The following is a 24,823-nucleotide window of genomic DNA, read 5'->3' as shown; positions in this document are numbered from 1 at the left end:
GCATTTCCAGCAAAGTTCCGCGACCGCATCCTTCAGCCTCCTCACAACACTCCCATATCCAATGAAACGATTTACCCAGCTACTCGCCCTGCTCATCACAACGGCAGTCGCCAGCACATTGTTCGCTCAGCGAGACCTGAAGAACATCCCGAGCACCGATCCAGAAGAGGAACGTAAGACGTTCGTGGTGCCGGAAGGTTTTGAAGTAAGTCTGTACGCCGCGGACCCGCTGCTGGCCAAGCCGATTCAGATGAACTTCGATGCTCAGGGCCGATTGTGGATCGCTTCGAGCGAGGTCTATCCCCAGATCAAGCCGGGGCAGACAGCGACCGACAAGATTCTGGTGATTGAAGACACCAATCGCGACGGCACAGCTGACAAGACCAACGTCTTTGCCGATGGACTTCTGATTCCTACCGGAGTGATTCCGGACAACAAGGGTGGCTGCTACGTCGCGAATAGCACGGAACTTCTCTACTTGGCCGATACGAACGGCGATCTCAAATCGGATTCGTCGAAGGTGATTCTCTCCGGCTTTGGCACCGAAGATACGCACCATCTGCTCCACACATTGCGTTGGGGGCCCGATGGTTGTCTCTACATGAATCAGTCGATCTACATTCACTCGCACATCGAAACGCCGTATGGCGTGAAGCGTTTGAACGGCGGCGGCATCTGGCGCTTTCGGCCGGAAACGCTCGAGCTGGAAGTGCTCGCCTATGGCTTTGTGAATACGTGGGGTCATCACATCGATCGCTGGGGCCAGTCATTCGCCACCGACGGTGCGTATGGCGAAGGGATTAACTACGTCTTCCCCGGTTCGGTGTTTGTTTCCGCCCCGGGTGCGAAGCGGCTGATGACCGGACTGAACCCCGGCAGCCCCAAGCATTGCGGGCTGGAGATTATCGGCGGCCGGCATCTGCCTCCCGAATGGGACGGCTCGATGATAACGAACGACTTTCGCGCGCATCGCGTTTGCCGCTTCACGGTGACCGAAGATGGCAGCGGGTATGCGTCGAAGCAGGAAACCGAACTGATCAAGACGCCCCACGTGGCGTTTCGTCCCATCGATGTGAAGATGGGCCCTGATGGCGCGATCTACATTGCCGACTGGTACAACCCGATCATTCAGCACGGCGAAGTCGATTTTCGCGATGAGCGCCGCGATCACACCCACGGCCGCATCTGGCGCGTGACGGCGAAGGGGCGGCCGTTGCTACGAACCGAAATTGCTGCGGATACTTCGACTGAAAAGCTTCTCGATCTTTTAAAACAGCCCGAAGAATGGGTCCGGCAGCACGCGAAAACGATCCTGAAGAATCGGCATTGGAGTGACCTGAAGCAATCGACGGTTCCCGCGGCTGTCGATGCCTGGGTCGCGGCCATTCCAGCCACGGCCACGAACCGTGATCAACAAAAGCTCGAAGCGCTCTGGGTCTACGAAGCGCTCGATCAACCGAGGCCATTTGTGCTCGGTGAATTGACGCGATCCGAAGACCATCGCGTTCGCGCGGCCGCCGTTCGCACGGCAGTTCATTGGCGAAAGAAAATTCCCGCCGCAGATTTTCTGGAGTTCGCAGCGGCAGCTGCTGATCACGAGCATCCCCGCGTGCGACTGGAAGCGGTCCGCGCCCTCGCGGAAATCGACAATCCGCGGGCAGCCGAAGCCGCGCTCGTCGTGCTGAATCGTCCCATGGATCGTTTTCTCGACTTCGCCCTGTGGACGACCATGCGCGATCTGAGCGCCAGTTGGCTCCCCGCGTTGCACGAAGGAAAGTTCAACGTCAGCGATGTGAATCAACTTACCTTCGCACTCAAGGCGGTCGACTCGCCCGAGGTGGTGGCTCCGCTATTGAAGCTCATTCAGCAAGACAAGATTCCCGCGGAACGCGTCGAAGGTGTACTCGCTATTGTGGCCAGCTTGGGCGGGCCGAAAGAACTGGGCGCGGTGTTCGAAATGGTCGTGGGGAACGACACTAGCCTGCATGTCGCGAAGCGGGCAGCACTGCTCGATGCCCTTCGCGAGACGAGCCGCCTGCGCAAAGTGCAACCCAGCAGCGATCTAACTCGCTTGACGAAGTTGTTCGATGCCAGCGACTCCCGCCTCCGCGCCGCGGCGGCGCTGGCGGCCGGACAGTGGAAGTTACCGGGGGCCAATGACGCAGTGGCAGTGCTGGCAATGAGCGAGGATCAGCCCGCCAGCGTGCGACAGGCTGCCATCGAAGCGCTGGGTCTAGCGGGGGGAGCAGAAAATCAGTTGAAGTTGGCTGCGCTGGCGAGCAAAGGTCGTCCGATCGTCGATCGTCAGCATGCGCTTGCAGCCCTGGCCTCGGCCGACTTGCAGGCAACCGCGTTTGGCACGGTGCTACTGCTGAACGAAGGGGCAGATGGCGTAGACCCCGCCGCCGTGATTCAACCCCTGCTGGCTCGAAAGGGTGGTGCCGCTGCCTTGACCAGCGCGCTAGCCAATCAAAACTTATCGGCCGACGTGGCGAAGCTGGTGATTCGCGCGGCCCGCAGCGCTCCGCAGCCTTCCGAAGAACTCATCGCCAGCGCGCAGAAGGCGGGGGGCTTGGATGTCGCGGGCTGGAAGTTGTCCCCCGAATTCATCAACGAAATCGTTTCGCTGGCCCGCGACCAGGGTAACCCAGAAAAAGGAGAAGCCATCTATCGCTCCACTCAACTGGCGTGCCTCAAATGTCACGCCATCGGCGGCGCGGGTGGAGTGGTCGGTCCCGATCTGGTCAGCATCGGTGCGAGTGCGCAGCCCGATTATCTGCTCGAGTCCCTCATCACTCCCGCAAGCAAAGTGAAAGAAGGCTATCACGCCAAACTGGTGCTCGAAGCGAGCGGACAAGTTTATACCGGGCTGATTGTGCGCGACTCGAAAGATCAGTTGATCTTGCGGACCGCCGAAGACAAGCTCGTTACGCTGGCCAAGAGCGATATCGAAGGCATCAAGGACAGCCGTTCGCTAATGCCCGACGGTGCCGTCGACACGCTCACCAAAACGGAACTGGCCGATCTGCTGCGGTTTTTGAGCGAGCTGGGCAAAGTCGGTGGCAAGTATACAGTCGGTCAGACGCGGCCCGTTCGGCGCTGGCAAGTACTGCAACATTCCCCAGCTGCGAACACCAAGCTGAATCGCACCAGTTTCGATGCAGCCGCAACCGACGACGAAGCCTTCACCTGGAACAGTGCTTACAGCCGCGTGGCCGGCGAATTGCCGCTGGAAGGTCTGCCGACCTTCAAGCCTCACAAGCAGTTGCCCCCCACCACATTCCTGCGGGCACAACTCGATGTGAGCACGCCGGGCAAAGTCGCACTCGCCCTCGACGAAGTCGCAGGTGTGCAATTGTGGATCGATGGCAAGCCGCAAGCGCTGAAGGACAAGCAGTTGACGGTGAATTTGGTCACCGGCATACACAACGTCACGCTGGCTGTCGATCGCAACGTGCAGACAAGTTCGCTCAAGTTGCAAGTGATCGACGCAGCTGACTCGGCTGCCAAGGTACAATTGGTGGGAGGGAAGTAGGCGACGGGTCTGGGAACTAGGAACTGGGGGCTAGGGTAGGAAACTTGGCCACTAAAAGCTTGGGGTGTGCGATGACTTCTTATGAGCAAGCACGACCGATTGTCCCCACTGACGCCGCCAGTGCCGTCGATCGTGAGGGCCGCGTTGCTCGCGGCAGCGAACGCGCGCCCCAGATTGAGCCGGGCAAAACTGGACTGACGTGGACGATCTCCGCGGGCGAATTGATTGGCCTTTGCCAGCGTGTCGGCACTTCGATCAAAGCGGGTGTCGATATTCGCCGCATCTGGCAATCGGAGGCGTCGCGCGGCAAAGAATCGCATCGCCGTCACATGGAGCAGATCTTTCGCCGCGTTTCGGCCGGCGATACCGTCGCCGATGCCATGCGCGGATGCCACGGTTATATCCCGCCCCTCACTTGCCAGATGGTCGAAATTGGCGAGAAAACCGGCCAACTCGACGAAGTCCTCCTTAAACTGGCTCATTACTACGAGCAGCAGGCGGCCATGCGCCGCATGTTTTACTTCGGCATCGCGTGGCCGATGATTCAGTTGTTCGGCGCGACGTTCGTCATTGCGCTGGTCATCTGGATCAACGGCTTCGTCAACACACTCGTCGATGGCGTGAAGCTCGATATCCTCGGGCTGGGTCTTTCCGGCGCATCTGGCGCTTTAATCTTCATTGCTTCCGTGGCCACCGTCATCGCCGGCATCGTGCTGGCGATCAACGGCTTGCTACGAGGCTGGTTCGGTCCCGCACCGATTCAGATGGCGATGCGACTGCCCATCATTGGCAACTGTTTGGAAGCGTTCGCGCTCGCCCGGCTCACCTGGTCGTTTGCGCTCGGCCTCGAAAGTGGCATGGACGCGCGACGCGTGGTGGAACTGGCCATCGCAGCGACGCAAAACAAGCACTACGAGCAACATTCCGCGGCAGTGACGGCAGCCATTGGCCGAGGCCAGACGTTTCATGAAGCCTTCGCGCAAACCAAGGCCTTTCCCGACGACTTTCTCTTCGCGCTCGAAACGGCCGAGATCGCCGGCACCACCAACGAATCGCTTCTGCGACTGACGAAGCAATACGAAGAGAAGGCACAAGGAGCGATGCGAATGCTGACGATGGCTGCGACGGCGGTCACGTTTCTCGTCGTCACGCTGGTGATAGTACTCGCCATTGCACGCATGGCCATGTTTTATATTGGCCAGTTGTATTCGGTGATTAACGAGCCGATCTAACATCAACTAATAAATGCTGCAGCGACTATTGAGAACTCCAAATCAATATCGCATACTCGTGCTCGAATAGAGTCGTTACACAAACTGCTATTTAGAGAGCCGGTCGCATGGGAAGTTCGCCCTACTGGTATTTCGAAAAATACAACCCAGATATTGACGAAGCACTGCAAACGCTTCGACAGCGCGAGTTCCTGGCTGGCCGATATAATCCCGTGATTCTATTTCCCGATTACCCGGTGACTGCAAATTCGCCCGCGCCGGGTGCAGGTCACGATTCAATCGACGCTGCGCGCGAGGACGCAGCCGAAGATGGCACTCGCTCGATTCTCGACATGGATCACGTCGCTGAAGAGCCCGAGTTTTGTGCGGTTTCTCCACTGCCAGGCGAGCATCTCGAAGAGCTTTATGGAACCGCTCAACCAACCAGAGCAATGGTCGAAAACGAAATGAGTTTTCTTGAAGACGTCGATCGAGGCCTGGGTGTCTATATCATTCTTTACCGCAATGGCGAGCCAGATGAGATTTGTTTCGCGGGCTATTCATTCGATTAGCTTCGCAATCAGCACGTCACTGATCTCAAATGTTGCGAAGTTCGACCTGAGTCGCGAGGAGCACTAGGGCATTTGCCGGAACTGCGGAGTACCTTGTTCCGGCCTCGTCTTAGGCATGTCGGGAACCGTAATGGGCTGACGCAGTTCAGGTGCCTCGAAGCAGCCCTTCTGCAAGAAGTTCAGCGTATAGTTGCGAACTTGCGGATCGTTCATCAACTGGCCGTGAAGCAAGTTAACGACGCGAAAATCGCAGGCCCCGGGCAGGCGGGTCTCGGCTACGGCAACGACAGCGTCGTCATCTCCCGCGATCAATCCATGAGCGCCGGCGTCGGTACCGTTGCCACCAGCAATGATGCCGAACTCGCATTTGGGAACTGCCAGCCTGGTCGAAACAACATCCCATTCTCCCGCCAGCAGTTTGCCACTAGAGCCAAGGACCATGGCGACCAGTTTGTTCCCTTTGAAGCGCTTGGCCAGTTCGGCTCCGTTGTTGGGCGGGCCGAGCATGACGAGACGCTTAATGCGCGGGTCGGGCTTCCACTTTGGTTCAGCAGCAGAAGCTTCGCCCAGATAACGCCGCACGACGATATTCCCTAAGCTGTGGCAGACGAAGTTGATTTCTTCGACACCATCGAGCCCGGCAATAATCTTTGCCAGCGACTCGGCATGCTGGTCGACGGTGCGGCGCGTGCTCGCATAGCCGATGTTCACCCACTCGTAATCACCTTCCTTGGCCAGGTAGGCACCGATCCCTTCCATTGTGTCGCGACTGCGAATCAGTCCGTGCATCGTGATGACCGCCTTCTTCTTCGGCGGTGGCCACGCTTCGCGCAGGGCCGTTTCGTTTAAGGCGGCCACGCACGTAGCATGGTCACCCCACGCGCGACGCACTTCTTTTTGATCGAGCAGCCGATGATGCCCCGTCAGTGCGTTGATTTGCACCCGCCAGCCGTGGCGCACGACTTCGTCACTCCAGAACTGCTCTCCCCCCAGAGTAATCGAGGGGAGATTCGGCGGCGTGAAGGTGGGAACGGCGAACGGCAGTGTGGGAGACTCTGAAGGGGCCTGTCCGCAGGCGACAGACATCAGGCCGACTGTCAGAAAGATGAAAGCCGTTCCCAGGATTTGGCGAAATTTCTGCATGCTATTCACTGGGCGAGCTTCCGGATTGCCCTTGCACTTGGCCTCTACGAATCCTGAACGGTTCATTATTCGATCTATCTATCCGGCGGGGAAGTGGGCGCGCCCATTCCCACTGCTAGCCGGGGCTCTCGGCATATTCACGTCCTGCGTGAAATCTTCAACATCCCTTCATCGTAGCGGTCTAGATTGAGCCGCCAAATAGCGAAGTTGGCATCAGTCGGTAAGAGCCTCCCTCTAGAATCGGATGTTACATGCAGCTGCTTGTTGCCGAAGACAATGGCCACCTCGCGCACTTACGCATCGAGGGGGATCTGACTCAACGCCAGCTTTCTCCAGTGGGAGACCTGCTCAGCGATTTGTTGGGTGCCGAGGCGTATCAACGGCAGGTTCTGCTGGATCTGAGCCGAACCCCCTTTCTCGATTCGAGTGGCGTCGGCTGGTTAATTTTGATGCACAAACGGTTTCGCGAACGGGGTGGCAAGCTCATCGTGCATTCCATCTCGCCAGCAGTCGCCAATACGTTGAAGTTGCTCAAGATGGAGAAGCTCCTGCACCTGGCGGGTACGCGGCGCGATGCCGAAGAGGTCGTGCGAGGAGTCGCGCCATGAACCAACTCACTGCAGACAGTCAATCCATCACCTTTCGCGAGCGACGCCTGCCAGATTTAAAACTTGGCGAGTGCAACCCTCAACAGGCAGTGCAGCGAATCATCGATCTGGCGGCCGATACTCATGCCAGCGATCTATTCTTGCTGACTGAAGAAGGATCGTTGACCGTCGCCGTCCGCCTGCATGGGCAGCTGGAGCCGGTGGCTGTGGTTTCGAAAGAACAAGGTCGCTTCCTCATCAACTACATCAAGGCCGAGGCCGGCATTGATATCGCCGAGCGACGCCGACCGCTGGAAGGACGCTGGATCATCGAGCGGGATGAAGGGCGCATCGACTTGCGGATCAACATCATTCCTACGCTGTTTGGGGAAGACTTGACTGCCCGGCTGCTCGATCGCAAAGTTGGCTTGAAGACCCTGGACAACCTGGGGCTCAGTGATGGTGAATTCGCCAAACTTAGCTCGCTGCTGACAAGTCCCTCCGGCTTGATCCTGGTGACAGGTCCAACGGGCACTGGCAAAACTACCACGCTCTATGCTTGCATTCAGCACTTGGATAATGGCAGTCGCAAGATCAATACGCTCGAAGACCCCGTCGAGTATGCGATTTCCGGCATTCGCCAATCGCAGGCGAATCCGAAGCTGGGTGTCGACTTTCCGGAACTGCTGCGCAACATTCTGCGACAAGCGCCCGACGTCATCATGATCGGCGAAGTTCGCGACGAAGAGACTGCCCACACTGCCGTGCGCGCGGCCAACAGTGGCCACCTGGTATTAGCCACGTTGCATGCTCCGGTTGCCGCGGGTGCGGTGCAAAGCATGCTCGCGCTCGGGGCAAACCCATTCTTTCTTTCCAGTTCCTTGTTGGGTGTCGTCGCGCAGCGCTTGCTGCGGACCCTGTGCCTGACGTGCCGCACCGCCTACGACGTCAGCGATTCGCCGGAGACGTTCGCTGAAATTGCCTCGTTTTTGCAGGCCGGTCAAGGCAGCTATATCTACGGGCCCCGCGGCTGCGAAGAGTGCGGGCAACAAGGTTATCGTGGCCGGGTGGGTGTTTTTGAGATCATGACGATGAATCGGCAGTTGCGTCGCATGATTCTCGATGGCTCGGGAGCCGACGATATTCAACGAGCGGCCATCGCCAGTGGAATGATCGAGTTCCGCCGGGGAGCGATGCTAAAAGTTGCCCAAGGCATCACCTCGACCGAGGAAGTGCTGCAAGAACTGCCTGCCGAGTATCTCGGGCTGGAATTTTAGCCTCCCGTGCGCAAAGCCGGCGGCATCTCGACAGCAGCCTGGCTGGCGGGCATGTTGCTCGCTGCATCATTGGCTATCATTCAAGCAATGATTGATCGTCAGCAGCAATCTTCGGCAGCGGGAGCAACCGCATGAGCAAGTCGTGGCAATTCGGTGGCGTGAATCTGGGGATGGAAGCCGCAGACGGTGATGAAGCCCGGCCCGATCAGCCGCTGAAGATTGCCGTGCTCGGCGACTTTAGCGGTCGGGGCAGCCGGCCTGCGGCGCCGAAGCGAAGCCTGGGCTCGTATCGCCCGCTGCTCATCGATCGCGACAATTTCGAGCAAGTGCTGCAGCACTTAAATGTCCAAATCGAGCAGGTGCCGGTCGAACCGAATGGCAAGCCAGGCGCAGTAGCGATTGGCTCGCTCGACGATTTTCATCCCGATGCATTGTTGCAGCGTGTGAGCGGTTTCAAGGCCCTGCGGGAGTTGCGCAAGCGGTTGGCGAATCGAGATACTTTCGACGCCGCGCGCGCAGAAGCCACCGGGCTGTTGCAGCCGCCGACTGCTGCGGAAGAAAAACCCGTTGCCAAGCCGGTCGCGGTGAGTGCGCCACAAACTGCCGGCGAGGAAACGAGCGCCAGCCTGCTCGACCAGATGCTGGCGGCGACCGAGGAGAATATTCAGGCCCAGCCGCGCAAGGTGAGCGAGGTCGAGCGTTATGCGCAGGCGCTGATGGCCAACTATATCGTCCCTGCCGACGATCCGCGGCAAGATGCCTGGCTCGAAGCGGCCGATCAGGCAACGTCCTTTGCAGTGCGTCAACTGTTGCAGCATCCGACCTTTCGCCAATTGGAGGCGCGGTGGCGAGCCGTCGATTGGCTGACGAGGCGAATTGAATCGGACATCGCCGTGAAACTGGCGGTCATCGATATCAACGAGCAGGAGCTGCGGACCGATCTGGCCCCGGATGATTTGACTGAAGGGGCGCTCTACGAACTGCTCGTCACGCGGCCAAAACTGAAGCCGGGCGAGACAGGCTGGCAATTGATCGTGCTCGATCTGCAACTCAGCGCCACGCGCGCAGATATCGAACTGCTCGGGCGCCTCTGTCAGTTGGCCGCCGATGCCGGCGCGCGGCTGGTAGTGGGCCTGACGGATGCTGCCGTGGGATGCAACGAGGCCAGCGAACCATTTGTCCCTGCTGAACTAAAGGGGACTGCAAGCGCCTGGAGCGCTCTGCAGCAATTGCCCGAAGCAACCTGCGCCGCCGCGATCTGGCCGGGATTCTTGCTTCGACAGCCGTATGGCAAGAAGACCAGCGAAGTCGAATCGTTGGAGTTGGAAGAGTTGGCCGGTTGCGACCCGCAGCAGACATTGCTCTGGGGAAATGGAGCCTATTTGGGCGTCGATCAATTGCTGCGCGAAGTCGATGGCGCGAGCGACGTCTCGGGCCTCCCCTGCGTGGTCTTGCCTGCTCGCGACGGGACCAAACAAATGGTTCCCGCGGCAACCTGGTGGTTGCGCGAGAGCGCGCTCCAGCAATTGAGTTCACTCGGGGTAACGGCCGTCTATGCGTTGCCGCATGCGGGCGCCGTGCGCGTGCTCCCCCTGCAAAATCTGCAGGGAGAGTTGTGGGGTTAAGTCGGCAGCCAGGGGTCGCTTCACAGCTAGCGCTTGCTGATGACTTTGTGGGCCTTGGTTGCATCCAAACCCGAAGCTTCGCGCAGCATTTTCAGCACGTTCTCGATCTGTTTGTGGGTCTTGCTGTTTTGAGTCACGACTAGCAGGCCGTTGTAGTCCGAGATCGTGCCGAAGCCACCCGAGTCTTGCCAGCTATCGGGTTTGACTGCGGTGCAAATCAGCCTTTTCAAGGCCGTAGCGCGCTGGGCTTCTTCACTGAGCGGAGCCTGGCAAGCGACCGTTTCCAGACCGGCAAACGGGTTGTTGCCATCAAAAACTCCTGCTGGTGCTGCGGCGGCACCTCCTGCTCCCACAGTTGCGGGTGCGACCGCCGCGGCCGGTTTTTCGCTGGGCTTGCTGGGCGCGTCCATGGCGAGCAAATCGCGGCAGTTATAAACGCGGACTTCGCTGGCCCCTTCAAGATTCGCCAACGTCGAGATGATCAAGATGCCGTCGCGTTCTACATAAGTCGCGGAGCCAGTGGTGGCTTGTTCCAGCACCAGGTCGAGCAGCATGTCGACGCGCACACTCTTCAAGCTAATCGTCACCGGAGTATCGACAGCCAGGCCTTCATTCTCGAGCGCCCGCTGGTTCACGAACATTTGGACGTCGGCCAAATCGGACAAAAAGGTCAGCACTTCGCTGAGGGGTGTATCTAAGAACTCCACCGCGATTCGCTTCGAGAGCTTGTCATCCAGCGAGTTGTCGCCGCCGATCACGACTCCCGGTTGTGGCTTGGCAAGTGCGGGCTGAAGATCGGCCTGGTTCTTGGGACCAACATTTTCCGACTTTTGCTCAGAGTTCTGCGCTGGGTTTTGCCCGATGGCCGCGCGCGGGGCGGGCCCCGGTCGATGCTCGGGCCAAATTGCCATTAGCCCGACCGCTAACAGAACCAACACCGCTGTTGAGTAAGACGTCATCTTCACAATCCACCTCCTACGCCTGTTCCGAATGGAAAGAGAAAAGTTGGCGGCCAGACCGGCCGCATCGCCGAATTCTTCGAGCGCCAATTTGACCGCTGCGTCGCGGTCGTAACCCTGCGCCAGCAAGTCGTCGAGCCGATCTTCCAGGTGGGCCCGCAACTCACCGGCAATTGCTTCCCGCTGCTGGCCGCGCAATTGCAGCAAGCTGGCCAGCAATGTCAGGTAGTTATCGAACTCGTCTTTCGACATGACTTGCTACCCCCTCGGCTACGCCGGCTTGGGAATGATCGCTGCCGACTGCAGAAGTTCGCGCACGCATTGAGCATAGTCGAACCACTGCTGGGCCTGCGACTTCAGCCGCTTTTGCCCCGCCGCCGTCAACTCGTACCACTTTCGCTTGCGCCCCGACTCGTCGTCCCACGAACTGCGGATGAGTTTGTCTTCTTCCAGGCGGTGCAGCAGCGGATAGAGGGTGCCGGCAGGAAGATCGATGCGTCCGGCACTGGCATCGCGCACCTGCTTTTGCAGCAGATAGCCATATTTTTTGCCACCCGCGAGGACCGAGAGAATCATCAGGTCCAAACTGCCGCGGAGCAGGTCGCGCTCAAACTTATCGATCATGGCCGTGGCATCCAGCACTGGGGCATTTGCGCTTGCAGGCTTAAGTATCGCGCAGCTATGTATAGCACGGCGATATATCGCGCGTCAAATTTTCCCGCAGCTTTGCCCTATTCAGCCAGTCAAGGATGGAGCGAACGCCCTCTTTTCGCCTGTGAGTCTGCTAGCGATGACTTCATTGAGCGACGTAATTCCGGTCTGGTCGAACAGGGCATAGCTGAGTAATATCCCGCCCGGTCTCTGCCGGCAGATTCGTGCTGCCGGTTCTTTTCAATTTCCTCAGGGCCAGGACCCGTCGCACGGATGCGCCATAATTCCGGGCTTAGCTTCGCTTCACAGGCGCTTCGCAGTTGTTGCTGCGTGGTGTTCGTGTTCGTTTGCCTGGCGAATGCAGGCTGCGTGCGGCGGCGCATGACCATTCGCAGCTTTCCTGCGGGCGCGCAGGTGTTTGTCGACGATCAGGAAATCGGCACCACTCCTTGCTCCACGGCGTTTACTTATTACGCCACGCGGAAGATCATGTTGGTGAAGGATGGCTACAAGACCGAAACGCTGTACCACGAATTCACGGTCCCCTGGTATCAGTACGTGCCGCTCGACTTCATCAACGAGAACCTGAACCCGCGTGAAATCCGCGACGAGCGCATCGTCGATGTTACGCTTGCGCCGCAAGAAAATGTCTCGCCCGAAAAACTGCTCGAGCGGGCCAACAACATGCGCTCCGGTGCCCGCTTGGGCATCGTCACCCCGCTGCCCGATGTACCTCCCGGCGGTGTGCTCCCCAAGATCGGCGTCCCCGGCGAAGGCTTGCCCGGCGGCCAGCCCATTCCTTATCAATCACTCCCCACCCCCAGTTCATCGCCCCTGACGAACCCGGCCGCCACGCCGCTGGGCCCGCCGGCATCGACACTCGGTCCGCAGTCGCTGGCTCCTGGTTCATTGGCTCCTGGTTCGCTGGCGCCGCAGTCCCTTGCGCCCCCCACCTTTGCTCCGCCGCTGCCGAGTTCCAATTTCGGTCAGCAGCAACCAGCGGGCAGCATGCCACCGAGCGGCGCGGTTCCTCCTCCCGGTTCGCCGTCGCAGTTCTTCCCGAGCCGGGCGTTTCAATAAGCAGGTGTGGCATCGGCTTCCAGCCTGTGAATGGAGGCAGAAATGCTAACAGGCAAGATACCTGTCCCACGGGGAAGGAACTTGTCTTTTCGCCCTGCCTGCCTAGAAAGTGGAGTACGGCACCACTCCTCCTTTGAAAGCGGCGCGTGAACACTTTGGCTGGGCATTTGTTTTGGATTTGGCTTGCTTCGGCAGTTTTTATGCTGCTGATGTGGCTGATTCAACTGCGCACCAAGAATGCCGCGATTGTCGATATCGCCTGGACGTTCCTGGTTGGTGCGGGTGGCCTGGCCGCTTGCTACTTCGCCAGTGGAGACATCGCCCGTCGGCAGTTGACGGCAGTATTGATCGCCCTCTGGGCCCTGCGGCTCGATGCTCACCTGATTGCCCGCTTCTGGGGCGAGCCCGAAGAGGGGCGCTATCAAGCGATGCGCAAAGCCTGGGGACCGGCGACGAACTTGCGAATGCTCGCCTTTTATCAGTATCAAGCGCTGAGCGTGCCGCTGTTCGTGTGGTCGGTGGCCTTGGCGGCCGCCAATCCCGCGCCGCTGTTTCAGGTCACCGATGGACTGGCCCTCGTCATTTGGCTGGTGGGCGTGAGCGGAGTGTCGCTGGCCGATTGGCAACTGACGCGTTTCAAGGCGACAGCTGCCCAGCGAGGACTCAAGGGGACGACGTGTCGCGATGGTTTGTGGCGTTACTCGCGGCATCCGAACTATTTTTTTGAATGGGTCCATTGGTGGACCTTCTTACTGCTCGCCTGGGGTGGGCCCTGGTTCTGGCTGGCGGCGGGGACTCCGCTGGTGCTCCTCTATTTCCTGCTGTTTGTGACCGGCATTCCGCCGACCGAAGCCCAAGGCATCGTCAGTCGCGGCGACGACTACCGCGACTATCAGCGGACCACGAGCCCGTTTGTGCCGTGGTTTCCCCGGTCTTCCGCTTGATTGGCCCGGCCCCATTCGTGGGATAACGAAGTCGGGTTATCCAGACCCCGGCACTGCCACGGCGGGGCGAATGCGCTATAATGCACGGGCTAATCGAATGGCCCAGCTGGCCCTCCATCGAAAATTCTTCAGCCCGACGAGAATCATGACCACTCAAATCCTTGCTGCCCGTGCCGGTGAAATCACTCCCGAAATGGAATTCGTTGCCCAGCGCGAAAGCCTGACCGCTGAGAAGGTCCGCGAGGAAGTGGCAATTGGCCGCATGGTCATTCCCGCTAACAAGGTCCACCTCGCCGGCCGCTTAGAGCCCATGGCCATCGGCATCGCTGCCCGCTGCAAGATCAACGCCAACATCGGCAACAGTGCCGTCACCAGCAAGGTGCAGGACGAACTCGATAAGCTGCACACCGCCGTTCACTTCGGTGCCGATACGGTCATGGACCTGTCGACCGGCAAAGACATCGACAACATCCGCGCCGAGATCATCAAGAATTCGCCCGTGCCGATCGGCACCGTGCCGATTTACCAGATGCTGGAAGAACTCGGCGGCAATATCGAGGATATGCGCCCGCAGCACTTCCTGGACATGGTCGAACATCAGGCCAAGCAGGGGGTCGACTACATGACCGTCCACTGCGGCGTGCTCATGGAACACCTGCCCCTCACGATGGGTCGCGTCACGGGCATCGTCAGCCGCGGCGGCAGCTTGATTGCCAAGTGGATGATGGCCCACCGCAAACAGAACCCCCTGTACGAACACTTTGGCGACCTGTGCGACATCATGCGCGAGTACGATGTGACCTGGAGCCTCGGCGACGGTCTTCGCCCCGGCAGCCTGGCCGACGCCAGCGACAAGGCTCAATTCGCCGAGCTCGAAGTCCTCGGCCGCTGCACGCAAATGGGCTGGGACAAGGGAACGCAAGTCATGGTCGAAGGCCCCGGCCACGTGCCGATGGACCAGATCGACATGAACATCAAGAAGCAGATCGAAATCTGCCAAGGTGCGCCGTTCTACGTCCTGGGACCACTCGTCACCGACATCGCCCCCGGCTACGACCACATCACGTCAGCCATCGGCGCCGCCCTTGCAGGCTGGAGCGGCGCGGCGATGCTCTGCTACGTCACGCCCAAAGAACACCTGGGCCTGCCGAACAAGGAAGACGTCAAGCAAGGTGTGATCGCCTACAAGATCGCCGCTCACGCCGCCGACGTCGCTCGCCAGCGCCCCGGTGCTCGCGACCGCGACGACGCCCTCAGCCGCGCCCGCTTTGGCTTCGACTGGAACGAGCAATTCCGCCTCTCGCTCGACCCCGAGACTGCCCGCGCCTATCACGACGAAACGCTCCCCCAAGACACCTTCAAGTCTGCTCATTTCTGCAGCATGTGCGGCCCCAAGTACTGCTCCATGAAGATCACCGAAGACATCCGCAAGATGGCAGTGGCGGGTGACCTAAGCGTGAAGGAAGAAACGCCGAAGGACAGCCTGCTGACGCTGAACGCGGGATCGTAGAATTGGATTTTAGGTATTGCTTCGCGCCACGCGGAGACTCGCGAATGGTAGATCGGTCGATCCAAAGCCAGTTAGTTGCTTGTCTTGATGACTTGGCCGTTGCTCAGCAACGCCAAGTCTTAGAGTTTGCACTTAACCTCCGCGCAAAGCCCATCGTTGGCGTCCCCGGCTCTGCGTTGCTCGTGTTTGCAGGCAAGATCGACGAGGCTGATTTGAATTCGATGTCGTCAGCCATCGAGGATGGTTGCGAGAGGATCGACACCGATGGCTGGTAAGCACCTGCTCGATACCAACATCATCATTGCGATCTTCAAACGAGACGCGAACGTACTTCAGCGTCTCGCCACTGCCACCGAAGCCTTCGTTCCCCTCATCGCCATCGGCGAACTCTACTATGGGGCACAACACTCCGCGCAAGTGCAACGGAACATGCAAGAGGTTCAAGCCTTCGCAACCCAATCGCAGGTGTTAGGTTGCGATCTCGTAACTGCGGAGATTTACGGACAAATCAAAAACGAATTGAAAGCCCAAGGTTTTCCTATCCCGGAAAACGACGTTTGGATCGCTGCTATCGCACGCCAGCACGACCTAATTGTCGCTACTCGCGACCAGCACTTTCAGAAAGTGAATGGATTGACGGTTGAAAGTTGGTAAACTACTCCCGTCACTAGATTCGGCCCCGAGACGGCCCGTGACTACCACAACAAGACGCTCCCCCAAGACACCTTCAAGTCCGGTCACTTCTGCAGTATGTGCGGCCCCAAGTACTGCTCCATGAAGCTCACGGAAGACATCCGCAAGATGGCAGTGGCTGGTGAGTTCACGGTCAAGCCGGAAATTGACGAGAAGTTGTTGACGCTGAATGCGGGAACTTAGCGGAAATACAGTCGCGTGCTCAAGCTTTGTAATTATTCATGAAGAGCCACATAAGCAAATCTTTCTAAGTCTGGGCGCAACTTCGTCCAGATCTCATCCAATTGTGAAGTTCGCTTCCATCCACGTTCGCTTGTTGCATCAAGTAACCCGCGAGTTACGGGCGGCATACCGGAAATCTTGGAAAAAATCTCCTCGACGTAGTGGTACGTCGAGGAAAGTATGCTGTCCGGAATGTTGAGGTCCTCCCATTTTAGGCGAGTGGGAAAATCGCCAGCCCTAACGATTCGGTGCGCCATTCTCTGCATTCCAATTGACCTTAGGCGCCAGGAAGGATAGAGAGGAATTGGGCTTCCTTCAGCCTCCAACAAGTCATCCCCGAATAAACGGGCAACAGAAGCAACTGAAATACACCAAAGTTGCAGTATAATTGAGGGCAGGTCGTAAAGACCTGCGACGGGCTCTGCGGGCCGAGAAGAGTGTCCGAGGACTTTGCCCAGTTCACTAGACAAAGTCATAAAGACCCCCGTTCGATCAGCATCCAACTCGATCACTTGGCGAACCCAGTTCTGGTTCACGTTAGCGATTTTGGACGACTCGCTTAGTTCCTGAATCTCTGAATATCCATATCTGTCGCTCCAATAATCAAGATGGCCGTTTGCAATGTGGGCAAACTCATGTGCAAAGACAAAATCAAAAGCCAAGTCCTTCATTCGCTGCGCCACGGCGTGACGCATAGGATCTATGGGTTGACCGAAGATCTCCACCTCTTTCATTGAATTGACAAAGTCAGGACCGAGCGGAATATTCGGCATGCTTTCTCGTTCTTTCGAAGAGTCGCCGAGGAAATCGAGCAACGATTTGTCTCCCATTATTCTGTCGAACATCACGCCCAACAATCCAACGATTCCACGAGAAACGCCAATGAAATAAACTTGGCCGTACTTGAATGCAATAGCATTTGCATCCCATGAATCAAAGATGTCAAAATGGATGTGTGGTAACTTTGGGAATGTCTGTCGGACGACGTCGATGTTTCCGTTGGCTCGCCATTTTAGGTAAGCAACCGTCCGTGCAAGCTCATCATTACCCGGAACGAGTCTGCCACCGCGTGCATTCATGTATTTATCGATTAGGTCTTCATTAGTTGGCATATCACTTCACGTTACGGAAAAGCACGGTTGAGTTTGGGGTTGCATCAAAATTCAAACACATGTTGGGTAGCCTCCGCCGATACCGGAGATAGTCTCGATATACAATCGGGAGCAGGCTGCATTTTGATAGGGGCTTAGCCTGTCCTGCAACTTGAAAGCTTATTTGCTGATGCTAGAATCCGCGGATCGCAGACAATCCCTGCCTCTTACTCAGGAATTCGCAATGCCTACAAATTCGCAGATCATCGACGCGCTAAAAAGAGCAGCTGAGGCGCTCAAAGGCCAAACCCTTACCCAGAATGAACTGGATTCGGTCATCGATGAGTATAACAGGACCAGCGGGACGCATCGCCAAAAATCGCGAAAGGCGATGAAGACTGGTACTGGACTCACCGACGACCAAATTGAAAAGCGAGCGTCCGCATCTGATGACGTTGATCGAAAAATTCGCGACCTCGAAGGCTTACTAAACGACTAAAGAGGAAATAATGGACGCTACGGGTTTAGGTGCCGTCGGAGGGGGGGCGGTACTTGGAATGGTCATTGGTTGGTTTTTAAGTCAATGGAGGACCGCGACGGAAATCGCGAAGTTAACCGCGGAAACTGCGAAGCTGTCCACAGAAGCCACCAAGCTTCGTGCTGACATCATCAAAAACGAGTCTGAGCTAATCAGCAATCTCGCGCGAGCGCGGAAAGAGTCGAATAGTGCATACGTCGAGTGTGGCAAATGCCTCGACGCACTGGTGAGTGTTTATAAAGCTAATGCTTCTGACGCGGAACTTGACAAAGTTCGTGATTCGTTTTGTCGTGTGCTGACGGATAGCGCTATTCCCAGATTCCTGGACCATATGGAATTGCGGCACCAGGAACGTAAGACCGATGCGAATCCTGATGACTTAGTTCGCATACTTGATGATACGCTTGATGAGTTTTGTAGATTCATTCGCTGGGTAACTGCGATTAACCACCCGAAATTTACTCGCGATCGCAAACTCGCCACGCTGAAGATTTCTCGGCACAACTTTTATCCGATTGAGGTGATGGTTAACAAATTTCCAGACTTAATACGCAATGCTCAAAATCGAAGACTGAAGGAAGGCTTGGACAAACTTTGTGAATAAGCGGCGAGTTTGCACGCCTGATTTGGCTGCATTTTTCCTGGGCGGCACGGGTTCCACCCGTGTTTGCTGGCCATTTTCGTGCGAGGCAATTGGGCAGCGTTGAGTGAACCTCAAGCCGTTCTGAGGTAGCGTAGTGCTGCAAGTTGAGGCGAACTCGAATTGATTTCCTACTGGCTTCGCAAGGAGCCTTACCTCATAAGACCCAGGGAAGACACGGGTAGAACCCGTGCCACCCAACGCCGTGAACCCTTTTTAGGCAGCGGTCGTGAGGTAGCGGGCGCGATGGATTTGGGACTTGGTGGCGAGTAGGAACTCGGGAGAGCCAGCGGGCGGGTCGGGACGTTTTTTGCGAGGATAGTTGCGGCTGGATTTGTTGGCTCGCTCGTAGGTGTCGCGCACTGCTTGAGGGAGTTGGTGGGGGAGCGATTGTTGCCGAGCCAGCGGATGTCGATAGTCGCGCATCAGCCGCCGATACGTGCGCCAGACGCCCGCTAGGCTGAGTTGAGTAGGATCTAGTTGTACGCGCGTCGCTTGGACCTGAGCATCGAGCGCCATGCTCCATAGTCCCAGCAGCGACCACTCCAACTCCAAACGCGCATGCGCGGCATTGGTGCTGCGAAGTTTGCGGCGCTGATACGTTTGCTTCAAGTGGCGAAAGAAGAGTTCCACGCCCCAGCGACGACGGTAAACGTCGAGGACTTGCCCGCGCGATAATTCTTCTTCTCCGACGCTGGTGAGCAAGTAGACCGGATACTTTCCACCAGTGGCCACGACGAGGCGTAACACGAGCGGCGGCTGACTGCGACGGGCAGCACGATCGGGCCAGAGATACACCGTGCCAACGACTTCGCGGGAGAAGCCCAGCTTGTACAGCAGACGCACATTCGAACCGACTCGCACCAGGAAATGGCGACCACTGTTAACAACGGCGCGCAGACAATCGTAACCCACGAAGCCAGCATCGGCGGTGATCAGGGCATTGCTCGGAAGTTCGTCGAGCATCGCCAACCAATGCTCGCGCTCGCTACTGCCGGTCGGACCGATTCGCCACGACCAAGGCAGTCCTGTGCCGACGTGAAACAGCAGGGTCAACCACATTTGCGGGACGCTTGCCTTGCGCGAGTGAATCGCGGTGCGCGGTTTCTGGCGACGATTGCGTTTGAGTTTTCGTCCCTTACCATCGCGAACCGGAGCATGTGCCGCCTCGTGTGACTTGCTTCGCGGCACGTCGACTCGGCTGCCATCAATGCCGAAGAGGACCAGGCCATGAACTCGCCAAAGGGTGGGTAATGCACGCTGCATCTGCCGTCGAAACGTCACCTGCAATACGCCGACCAGCAGCACCGTCCAACGCAGCAGCAACTTCATGAAGGCTTGCACCGAACTGGCAAACTCCTGTTGCGGCGCAAACAGAAATTGAGCTAATCTGCGGGCAGCAAAGAAGCGGTCCCCCAGCGTGAGTTCATCCGACCAAGCCCAGAGCAACGCCGTGGCCGCCAATTGCCGTGGGCCCCACGTGCAGTCGTCACGAAACCGAATCGCACCCCAGTCCCCCTCGCCGAGCAATCGCTCCAGTGACTGCTTGAGCTGATCCGCTTGGAACTCGGCAACGACAACCTGACTTCGACCTTGCTGACTTCGACTAGGGTCTTGATGCGACATTCCCGAATCCTTTCGGGTGAGCGGTGAACGATCCTTTCGCGGTGAGAAACGAAAGCATCGCCACTAACCTCAATCGCATCAAGACTTTTTCACTCTCGCCAAAAAGGGTTCACGGCGTTGCGTGCCACCCCAGAGGCCCATTCTCGTTCGAGGGAGAGTGACTTCGTCTGGTGGACTTCGAGCCGTTCTGAGGTAAGGCAGCGAGGCAGTTCATGGCGAAGTTGAGTTGACGTCCGCGAGACTTGGCGAGGAGCCTTACCGCATAAGACCAGGGAAGACACGGGTAGAACCCGTGCCACCCAGAGTTTGATGGCGGGCGAGTAACGAGGGCGGCGTAGAGGCTGTGTTTTCGCGCGGTGCCAAACGGAGCCATCCGACGGAGTACCGCACGGAGCCTATTTATTTGCCGGGCTTGATTTCTAGTTGCCATTCGCCGGGTTGGATGGTCCCCAAGAGTTTGTCTTTTTCGCTGCGGTCGGGCAGCGCTTTCCATTCGGTGGTCTGCGTGAACTTGACCGGGACTTCGCTGCGCGCGACCACTTTCGCGTGGTAGGGCCAGGCACGGTAGGCAGCAGAGGCTCTGCCGCCCCAGAGCAGGGCGCGGCAATCGACTGTAACTTCCTTGTCTCCGGTCTGCACACTTTCGATCCAACACTTCTCTCCTTGTCCGGAAAAAGTCATCTCGCCCCAAAACACGGCGACGATCATCTGCTTCTCGAAATCCGTTTTGTCGAGCGTCTGTAGCTCGGTTCCCTTGGCAAAACCGATGGGGAGCATTTGCGGCCGATCGACGGCTTTTTTGACAGCTTCCCAAGTCGCCTTGTCTCGGGCGACGAAAATGAACCGCTTCTCATCTCCACGATCGATGCCCGCTGCTTCCTGAGGCGGGGGCTCGGCGGCCGTTGCCGGCAACGACAATGCCGTCAGCGATAGGGCCAGCCCGCACAACAGGCAACCAATCCAGCGACGTCGCGTCAGTACCCAGGATTTCATGTCACAACCTCAAGGTGAAGGGAAAGGCCCATAACCAAACGAGACGGTTGCCGACGTACTTTGGTTTTCGTTCGATCGCTGTGGATGGCACGATTGGCCTGCTGCCACCCGAACGTTTGACAAATGGGGGGCGCGAAGATAGGTTGCTTGATCGAGTCAGAAAAAACTGATGCTTTTCTTAGATTTCTTTTCTCGGTCGTCTTTCCGCAGTCGAGGCCTCTCCATGGGTTGCGTGAATGGCAGGCGTGGTTTTACCCGCCGGGTGCTCCCGGTAAAGAACCGGATATTCCCGGCTTTAAACTCGGGTTTCACACTCGTCGAGTTGTTGGTGGTGATTGCCATTATCGGCGTTCTGGTGGCGCTCTTGCTGCCGGCGGTTCAAGCTGCGCGCGAATCGGCGCGGCGGACGCAGTGCGCCAATAACCTCAAGCAGTTTGGGCTGTCGTTCCAAAACCATCACGATACCTATGGCCGCTTGCCGTCTGCGGGTGGCAACAGCACTGGAAATCCTCCCACGGACCGGCGGGAGTGGGGCTGGGGCTATGAAGTGTTGCCATACATTGAGCAGCGGCCGCTGTTCGAAAATTCCAATGACACTCTCGTGCGCTCGACGGTTCTGAAATCGTACGTCTGTCCGACGCGACGCCAGCCCAAGCTGTTCAACGGCACGTCGCGGTCTGACTATGCCGGCAATGGTGCCACGCGGGCGGATTCGGATGGGGCCACGGGGCCTGTCGCCAAGTGCGACGCGCTGAGCTCCGCATTCAAGAGTGGCAAGGTTCGTCTGGGGGAAGTCACCGACGGAACCGCGAATGTCGTGTTGCTGGGCGAGAAATTGGTCAATCGGCCAACCATGGGTGGTTCCAGCTCGCCCGACGACTGGAGCGATAACGAAACCTGGGCCGGTCCGGGCTATCCCGACGGCGACGTCATGCGCGGCAGTTTGCCGGTGGGGAGCCTGTGGTATACGCCGATTGCCGACACCAAACTAGCCACACCTCCGCACAATCAACTTTTTTTCCGGTTTGGCTCCGCGCATCCCAGTGGCGCGCAGTTCGTCTATTGCGATGGCTCGGTGCGGACGATTGCCTTCAACGTCGATGCCACCAACTTTATGCGGGCGTGCGTTCTGAACGACGGCGAGCCCGTGAATTGAAGTCGGGAGTCGGGACTTACGGCAACGGCTGCTCCGGGACGAGTTCGATGGCGAACGTATTGACGCCCGCCTTCACTTCGACCTGGCGCTCGCGCGGGACCAGCCCGTGGTAAGGCGATTTGAGAGCGGGGTCGGCAGATTCGCCGCCGACCGAGGGGGGCGTATACACGACCTCGTGCCGGCCGATGAGCGCGCCGTCTTCGTCGGCATCGGTACTCAACGAGAACGAGCCACTGCTGAGGACAGCCCCCGTGGCGACTCGCCCAGACGCGGCAGCTGCAGGTGCTTCTGGCGAAGAACCGGGCTCAGCCACAGGGACGAAGCTGACCGAACCGCCCGAGACCGGTTGGCCGTCAGAAGTCACCGTTCCGCTGACCTTGCCCTTGTCGCTGGAACCACAGCCGGCCAGCAACAAGGCGGCGGCCAGCGCGAGTGCCACGTTGCGCGAGCGATTCCAGCGAACCGAATTGGCTTGGTAAGTCATGTTCATCCTTTTCTGCAAAGGGAAACAGGTGCAGGCGACAGCGGCCAAGAGAGCGAAGGAGATTACAACCGGTTCTCCGGCTGAAAGCAAGCGAAAGGCGGGGCATTCGCTTGGACATACTCCACGCCACCAACAGAGTCCTCCCAACGGGGCACGAAGGAAATTCGCTTCCCTGCCTTCCGCTCGCTCTCCTCGCTGACTCTTCGGGTTACCTAATCATTGCCAGCGTAGATGGGTGCAAAATAATTTTGAGGTGGACCAGACTAGTCAACGACTGCGCATCTAAATTGTTGGCGATTGCTCTGGCAATGCGGGTGGAAGTAACTACAAGGTACGCGGTATGTTATTCGCAAATGGTCAGTTTGTGTGATTCAGTTGTTTGTGGAAATAATGGAAATTGAATTTGGACGTTTCCAGCGGTTCGTAAGGAGTTATGGCGATGGAGAACGGCGTAACTGTTTGGCCGCTGGAGATTTGTGCGCTGAGGGAAATTTCGCGTGCGAGTGAGAATAACGGAAATTTCCGGTTTCGGAAGTGCTGGGTAGTTCGTGGTTTGTGAGCGCGATCGCTACGGCGGTCGAGCGAATGTTCCGGTGGAGAGAGCGTCGCATAGGGCCTGCGAGCACACTCCTCGTTGACACTTCGGGTTACCTGGGAAAGTGGAAATAATGGAAATTGAATTTGGACGTTTTCATCGTGTCGTAAGGAGTTATGACGATCGAGAACGGCGTAACTGTTTGGCCGCTGGGGATTTGGGCGATGAGGGAAATTTCTCGCGCGAGTGAAAATAACGGAAATTTCCGGTTTCGGAAGTGCTGGGTAGCGCGTGGTTCGAGAGTGCGATCGCTACGGCGGTGGGACGAATGTTCCAGCGGAGTTAGCGCCGCATAGGGCCCGCGAGCACACTCCTCGTTGACACTTCGGGTTACCTGGGAAAGTGGAAATAATGGAAATTGAGTTTGGACGTTTTAATCGTCTCGTAAGGAGTTATGACGATCGAGAACGGCGTAACTGTTTGGCCGCTGGGGATTTGGGCGATGAGGGAAATTTTGCACGCGAGTGAAAATAACGGAAATTTCCGGTTTCGAGATTTCGTTAAGGCGACGGCAAGGGAGGAAACTTAGGAACACCAGCCGGGCTGGGGTTTATCCCAGACTTGGGCATCGCGCCCTGCGCGGATTTTGTGGACGGCCGCTTCAGCATCGGCAACGTCTTTGGAGGTGGGATGAATTTCGAGAGTCAATAGAAAGGCAGCTCGTTTGCCGCCGTCGATCTTCACCACTCGGCCCTGTTCCCCTTCGTAGCTGCGGGGGTTGGGGAAGTTGGTGCCTGGTTCGAGGCCGGTCACGTAGCCATCGTTTTCGGCCGTCGTGTTTTTCCACAACGAGAAGCAGGGGAGTTGCCGTTTGTTGAAGACCAGGCTGATGCCCTGGGTGCTGTGGGCGTTCTTGAGCACCGTGCGGGTCCAGCCGTCGTCGGCTGCATAGAGTTCGAGGAAGTAGACCATTTCTTCGTAGCCCGCTTCGGGTGCGGGGAAGCTATCCCAGGTGCGGATGCCGCTGGCCGCGCGGTCGTTGCGAGGGACGACGGTTTTCGCCGGACAGACGACCCGCGAGCCACCGTCGAGCAGCGGGAGCCCGAAGTTGGCGTGATAGAGCATCTGCATTTCGGCAGGGCCGGCCGAGAAGTTCTCGATCTCGTCGTGAATGGTCAGACTGCTGTCGTTGAACCGGGTGCTGAACTGCGTGACCATGCGGAGCTTCAGAAAATGGAAGCGAGTCTCTTCGACAATGCCCCGCACGGTGATCTCTTGTGTGGTGGTGTCGACGGTGACCGAGACGTGAGTGGCCGGGCGATTGGCGATGCGGCCGTGGACGGGATACTTCAGCCGGCCGGTCTCTTTGTCGAACTCGGGGGCGCCGTTGCTTTCGAGCCCGCAGCGGACCAGCAGTTCGTCGAAGCCATCGAGCCAGCCGAGACCGCTAGGTTCGCCGACATTCACGAAGGCCGGATTGACCGGCCCATGCACAGGGGACTTCCAACCGATTTCGAGATCGCCGAGCCAGGCCTTCCACAGGCCCATGCCACGCGTGGGCAGAATGGAAAACGTGAGCTTGCCGTTGTTGACGCGGATCTCATCGACCCCTTCGCTGAGGCCGCCGTGCAGGGTCCGTTTTTCGATCTTCCAGGCACCATCGACGCCGAGGTCTTGCGGCGTGATGACGGTGTGGTCGGTGCGGGTGTTATCGGCTTGATGCAGGAGAGTCCAGGAGCGAGTCGTCATGA

22 protein-coding genes are annotated in these 24,823 nt (G+C 58.0%); 14 read left to right on the top strand and 8 right to left on the bottom strand.

The genetic code is table 11. The features are described 5' to 3' along the window. Positions 1-61: 61 nt before the first annotated feature. The 3 genes from ETAA8_RS02435 (at position 62) to ETAA8_RS02425 (ending at position 5,318) form a co-directional block, all read left to right on the top strand. Positions 62-3,535 carry a PVC-type heme-binding CxxCH protein gene (locus ETAA8_RS02435; RefSeq protein ID WP_145084370.1) on the top strand — a complete coding sequence of 1,158 codons (3,474 nt, stop codon included), beginning with the start codon at positions 62-64 and terminating at the stop codon, positions 3,533-3,535. 71 nt (positions 3,536-3,606) lie between these two features. Beyond that, positions 3,607-4,767 carry a type II secretion system F family protein gene (locus ETAA8_RS02430; protein WP_145084367.1) on the top strand — a complete coding sequence of 387 codons (1,161 nt, stop codon included), beginning with the start codon at positions 3,607-3,609 and terminating at the stop codon, positions 4,765-4,767. A gap of 107 nt (positions 4,768-4,874) precedes the next feature. After that, positions 4,875-5,318, top strand: coding sequence for a hypothetical protein (locus ETAA8_RS02425; protein ID WP_145084364.1), 444 nt, complete (start codon positions 4,875-4,877; stop codon positions 5,316-5,318). 63 nt (positions 5,319-5,381) lie between these two features. On the opposite strand, the gene ETAA8_RS02420 is transcribed toward ETAA8_RS02425, so the two are convergent. Continuing rightward, positions 5,382-6,527: an esterase/lipase family protein gene (locus ETAA8_RS02420; RefSeq protein ID WP_145084361.1), complete on the bottom strand. Its 1,146-nt coding sequence runs from the start codon at positions 6,525-6,527 to the stop codon at positions 5,382-5,384. A gap of 185 nt (positions 6,528-6,712) precedes the next feature. Here ETAA8_RS02420 and ETAA8_RS02415 point away from each other — a divergent pair, with 185 nt between their 5' ends. The 3 genes from ETAA8_RS02415 (at position 6,713) to ETAA8_RS02405 (ending at position 9,950) form a co-directional block, all read left to right on the top strand. Continuing rightward, complete coding sequence (locus ETAA8_RS02415; RefSeq protein WP_145084358.1) at positions 6,713-7,069, top strand: STAS domain-containing protein; 357 nt, start codon at positions 6,713-6,715, stop codon at positions 7,067-7,069. Further along, on the top strand, positions 7,066-8,325 hold the full coding sequence (locus ETAA8_RS02410; protein WP_145084355.1) for a GspE/PulE family protein: 1,260 nt from the start codon (positions 7,066-7,068) through the stop codon (positions 8,323-8,325). Before ETAA8_RS02415 ends, ETAA8_RS02410 begins: the two co-directional genes overlap by 4 nt. A 131-nt stretch (positions 8,326-8,456) precedes the next feature. Next, positions 8,457-9,950, top strand: a complete 1,494-nt coding sequence (locus ETAA8_RS02405) for a type VI secretion system contractile sheath domain-containing protein (protein ID WP_145084352.1) — start codon at positions 8,457-8,459, stop codon at positions 9,948-9,950. Between the two features lie 26 nt (positions 9,951-9,976). Here ETAA8_RS02405 and ETAA8_RS02400 read toward each other — a convergent pair whose 3' ends face one another. Then, the gene (locus ETAA8_RS02400) at positions 9,977-11,161 is read right to left on the bottom strand and encodes a permease prefix domain 1-containing protein (RefSeq protein ID WP_145084349.1); all 1,185 of its coding nucleotides are present in this window, start codon (positions 11,159-11,161) and stop codon (positions 9,977-9,979) included. An 18-nt stretch (positions 11,162-11,179) separates the two neighbouring features. After that, a complete protein-coding gene (locus ETAA8_RS02395) occupies positions 11,180-11,533 on the bottom strand; it encodes a PadR family transcriptional regulator (RefSeq protein WP_145084346.1) in 354 nt (117 codons plus the stop codon). A gap of 408 nt (positions 11,534-11,941) precedes the next feature. Between ETAA8_RS02395 and ETAA8_RS35530 the strand changes: the two genes are divergently transcribed. The 5 genes from ETAA8_RS35530 to ETAA8_RS02370 all read left to right on the top strand — a co-directional run bounded on the left by ETAA8_RS35530 (position 11,942) and on the right by ETAA8_RS02370 (position 15,748). Next, positions 11,942-12,640: a PEGA domain-containing protein gene (locus tag ETAA8_RS35530; protein WP_202921517.1), complete on the top strand. Its 699-nt coding sequence runs from the start codon at positions 11,942-11,944 to the stop codon at positions 12,638-12,640. 146 nt (positions 12,641-12,786) lie between these two features. Continuing rightward, the gene (locus tag ETAA8_RS02385) at positions 12,787-13,584 is read left to right on the top strand and encodes a DUF1295 domain-containing protein (protein ID WP_238397660.1); all 798 of its coding nucleotides are present in this window, start codon (positions 12,787-12,789) and stop codon (positions 13,582-13,584) included. A gap of 97 nt (positions 13,585-13,681) precedes the next feature. Next, complete coding sequence (gene thiC, locus ETAA8_RS02380) at positions 13,682-15,094, top strand: phosphomethylpyrimidine synthase ThiC (RefSeq protein WP_145084340.1); 1,413 nt, start codon at positions 13,682-13,684, stop codon at positions 15,092-15,094. A 44-nt stretch (positions 15,095-15,138) separates the two neighbouring features. Further along, positions 15,139-15,369: a hypothetical protein gene (locus ETAA8_RS02375; RefSeq protein ID WP_202921516.1), complete on the top strand. Its 231-nt coding sequence runs from the start codon at positions 15,139-15,141 to the stop codon at positions 15,367-15,369. Continuing rightward, a complete protein-coding gene (locus ETAA8_RS02370) occupies positions 15,359-15,748 on the top strand; it encodes a type II toxin-antitoxin system VapC family toxin (protein WP_145084337.1) in 390 nt (129 codons plus the stop codon). The genes ETAA8_RS02375 and ETAA8_RS02370 overlap by 11 nt, the downstream gene beginning before the upstream one ends. 254 nt (positions 15,749-16,002) lie before the next feature. On the opposite strand, the gene ETAA8_RS02360 is transcribed toward ETAA8_RS02370, so the two are convergent. Continuing rightward, positions 16,003-17,121, bottom strand: a complete 1,119-nt coding sequence (locus ETAA8_RS02360; RefSeq protein WP_145084334.1) for a M48 family metalloprotease — start codon at positions 17,119-17,121, stop codon at positions 16,003-16,005. A 223-nt stretch (positions 17,122-17,344) separates the two neighbouring features. On the opposite strand from ETAA8_RS02360, the gene ETAA8_RS02355 reads away from it, so the two are divergent. Further along, a complete protein-coding gene (locus tag ETAA8_RS02355; RefSeq protein WP_145084331.1) occupies positions 17,345-17,599 on the top strand; it encodes a hypothetical protein in 255 nt (84 codons plus the stop codon). Between the two features lie 10 nt (positions 17,600-17,609). Further along, positions 17,610-18,242, top strand: coding sequence for a hypothetical protein (locus ETAA8_RS02350; RefSeq protein ID WP_145084327.1), 633 nt, complete (start codon positions 17,610-17,612; stop codon positions 18,240-18,242). 252 nt (positions 18,243-18,494) lie between these two features. Here ETAA8_RS02350 and ETAA8_RS02345 read toward each other — a convergent pair whose 3' ends face one another. Both ETAA8_RS02345 and ETAA8_RS02340 read right to left on the bottom strand, forming a co-directional pair. Continuing rightward, entirely contained in the window at positions 18,495-19,904 is a 1,410-nt protein-coding gene (locus ETAA8_RS02345; RefSeq protein ID WP_145083689.1) for a transposase, read from the bottom strand. Between the two features lie 399 nt (positions 19,905-20,303). After that, a complete protein-coding gene (locus ETAA8_RS02340) occupies positions 20,304-20,897 on the bottom strand; it encodes a hypothetical protein (RefSeq protein WP_145084323.1) in 594 nt (197 codons plus the stop codon). Positions 20,898-21,120: 223 nt separating this feature from the next. Here ETAA8_RS02340 and ETAA8_RS02335 point away from each other — a divergent pair, with 223 nt between their 5' ends. Next, positions 21,121-22,053 (top strand): DUF1559 domain-containing protein, encoded by a 933-nt coding sequence (locus ETAA8_RS02335; RefSeq protein WP_202921515.1) that lies wholly within the window; start codon positions 21,121-21,123, stop codon positions 22,051-22,053. Between the two features lie 16 nt (positions 22,054-22,069). Here ETAA8_RS02335 and ETAA8_RS02330 read toward each other — a convergent pair whose 3' ends face one another. Together ETAA8_RS02330 and ETAA8_RS02325 are read right to left on the bottom strand one after the other, a co-directional pair. Further along, a complete protein-coding gene (locus ETAA8_RS02330) occupies positions 22,070-22,537 on the bottom strand; it encodes a hypothetical protein (RefSeq protein WP_145084317.1) in 468 nt (155 codons plus the stop codon). 1,120 nt (positions 22,538-23,657) lie between these two features. After that, positions 23,658-24,821, bottom strand: a complete 1,164-nt coding sequence (locus ETAA8_RS02325; RefSeq protein ID WP_145084314.1) for an aldose 1-epimerase family protein — start codon at positions 24,819-24,821, stop codon at positions 23,658-23,660. Positions 24,822-24,823 lie beyond the last annotated feature (2 nt).

Origin of the sequence: Anatilimnocola aggregata, assembly GCF_007747655.1 — a bacterium.
GTDB lineage: Bacteria > Planctomycetota > Planctomycetia > Pirellulales > Pirellulaceae > Anatilimnocola > Anatilimnocola aggregata.
This window is presented reverse-complemented; position numbering and strand designations above follow the sequence as displayed.

Coding starts and splice junctions, on each gene's coding strand:
- ETAA8_RS02435 (WP_145084370.1), top strand. CDS start 62: ATGAAACGATTTACCCAGCTACTCGCCCTGCTCATCACAACGGCAGTC.
- ETAA8_RS02430 (WP_145084367.1), top strand. CDS start 3,607: ATGACTTCTTATGAGCAAGCACGACCGATTGTCCCCACTGACGCCGCC.
- ETAA8_RS02425 (WP_145084364.1), top strand. CDS start 4,875: ATGGGAAGTTCGCCCTACTGGTATTTCGAAAAATACAACCCAGATATT.
- ETAA8_RS02420 (WP_145084361.1), bottom strand. CDS start 6,527: ATGAACCGTTCAGGATTCGTAGAGGCCAAGTGCAAGGGCAATCCGGAA.
- ETAA8_RS02415 (WP_145084358.1), top strand. CDS start 6,713: ATGCAGCTGCTTGTTGCCGAAGACAATGGCCACCTCGCGCACTTACGC.
- ETAA8_RS02410 (WP_145084355.1), top strand. CDS start 7,066: ATGAACCAACTCACTGCAGACAGTCAATCCATCACCTTTCGCGAGCGA.
- ETAA8_RS02405 (WP_145084352.1), top strand. CDS start 8,457: ATGAGCAAGTCGTGGCAATTCGGTGGCGTGAATCTGGGGATGGAAGCC.
- ETAA8_RS02400 (WP_145084349.1), bottom strand. CDS start 11,161: ATGTCGAAAGACGAGTTCGATAACTACCTGACATTGCTGGCCAGCTTG.
- ETAA8_RS02395 (WP_145084346.1), bottom strand. CDS start 11,533: ATGATCGATAAGTTTGAGCGCGACCTGCTCCGCGGCAGTTTGGACCTG.
- ETAA8_RS35530 (WP_202921517.1), top strand. CDS start 11,942: ATGACCATTCGCAGCTTTCCTGCGGGCGCGCAGGTGTTTGTCGACGAT.
- thiC (WP_145084340.1), top strand. CDS start 13,682: ATGGCCCAGCTGGCCCTCCATCGAAAATTCTTCAGCCCGACGAGAATC.
- ETAA8_RS02375 (WP_202921516.1), top strand. CDS start 15,139: ATGGTAGATCGGTCGATCCAAAGCCAGTTAGTTGCTTGTCTTGATGAC.
- ETAA8_RS02370 (WP_145084337.1), top strand. CDS start 15,359: ATGGCTGGTAAGCACCTGCTCGATACCAACATCATCATTGCGATCTTC.
- ETAA8_RS02360 (WP_145084334.1), bottom strand. CDS start 17,121: ATGCCAACTAATGAAGACCTAATCGATAAATACATGAATGCACGCGGT.
- ETAA8_RS02355 (WP_145084331.1), top strand. CDS start 17,345: ATGCCTACAAATTCGCAGATCATCGACGCGCTAAAAAGAGCAGCTGAG.
- ETAA8_RS02350 (WP_145084327.1), top strand. CDS start 17,610: ATGGACGCTACGGGTTTAGGTGCCGTCGGAGGGGGGGCGGTACTTGGA.
- ETAA8_RS02345 (WP_145083689.1), bottom strand. CDS start 19,904: ATGTCGCATCAAGACCCTAGTCGAAGTCAGCAAGGTCGAAGTCAGGTT.
- ETAA8_RS02340 (WP_145084323.1), bottom strand. CDS start 20,897: ATGAAATCCTGGGTACTGACGCGACGTCGCTGGATTGGTTGCCTGTTG.
- ETAA8_RS02335 (WP_202921515.1), top strand. CDS start 21,121: ATGGGTTGCGTGAATGGCAGGCGTGGTTTTACCCGCCGGGTGCTCCCG.
- ETAA8_RS02330 (WP_145084317.1), bottom strand. CDS start 22,537: ATGACTTACCAAGCCAATTCGGTTCGCTGGAATCGCTCGCGCAACGTG.
- ETAA8_RS02325 (WP_145084314.1), bottom strand. CDS start 24,821: ATGACGACTCGCTCCTGGACTCTCCTGCATCAAGCCGATAACACCCGC.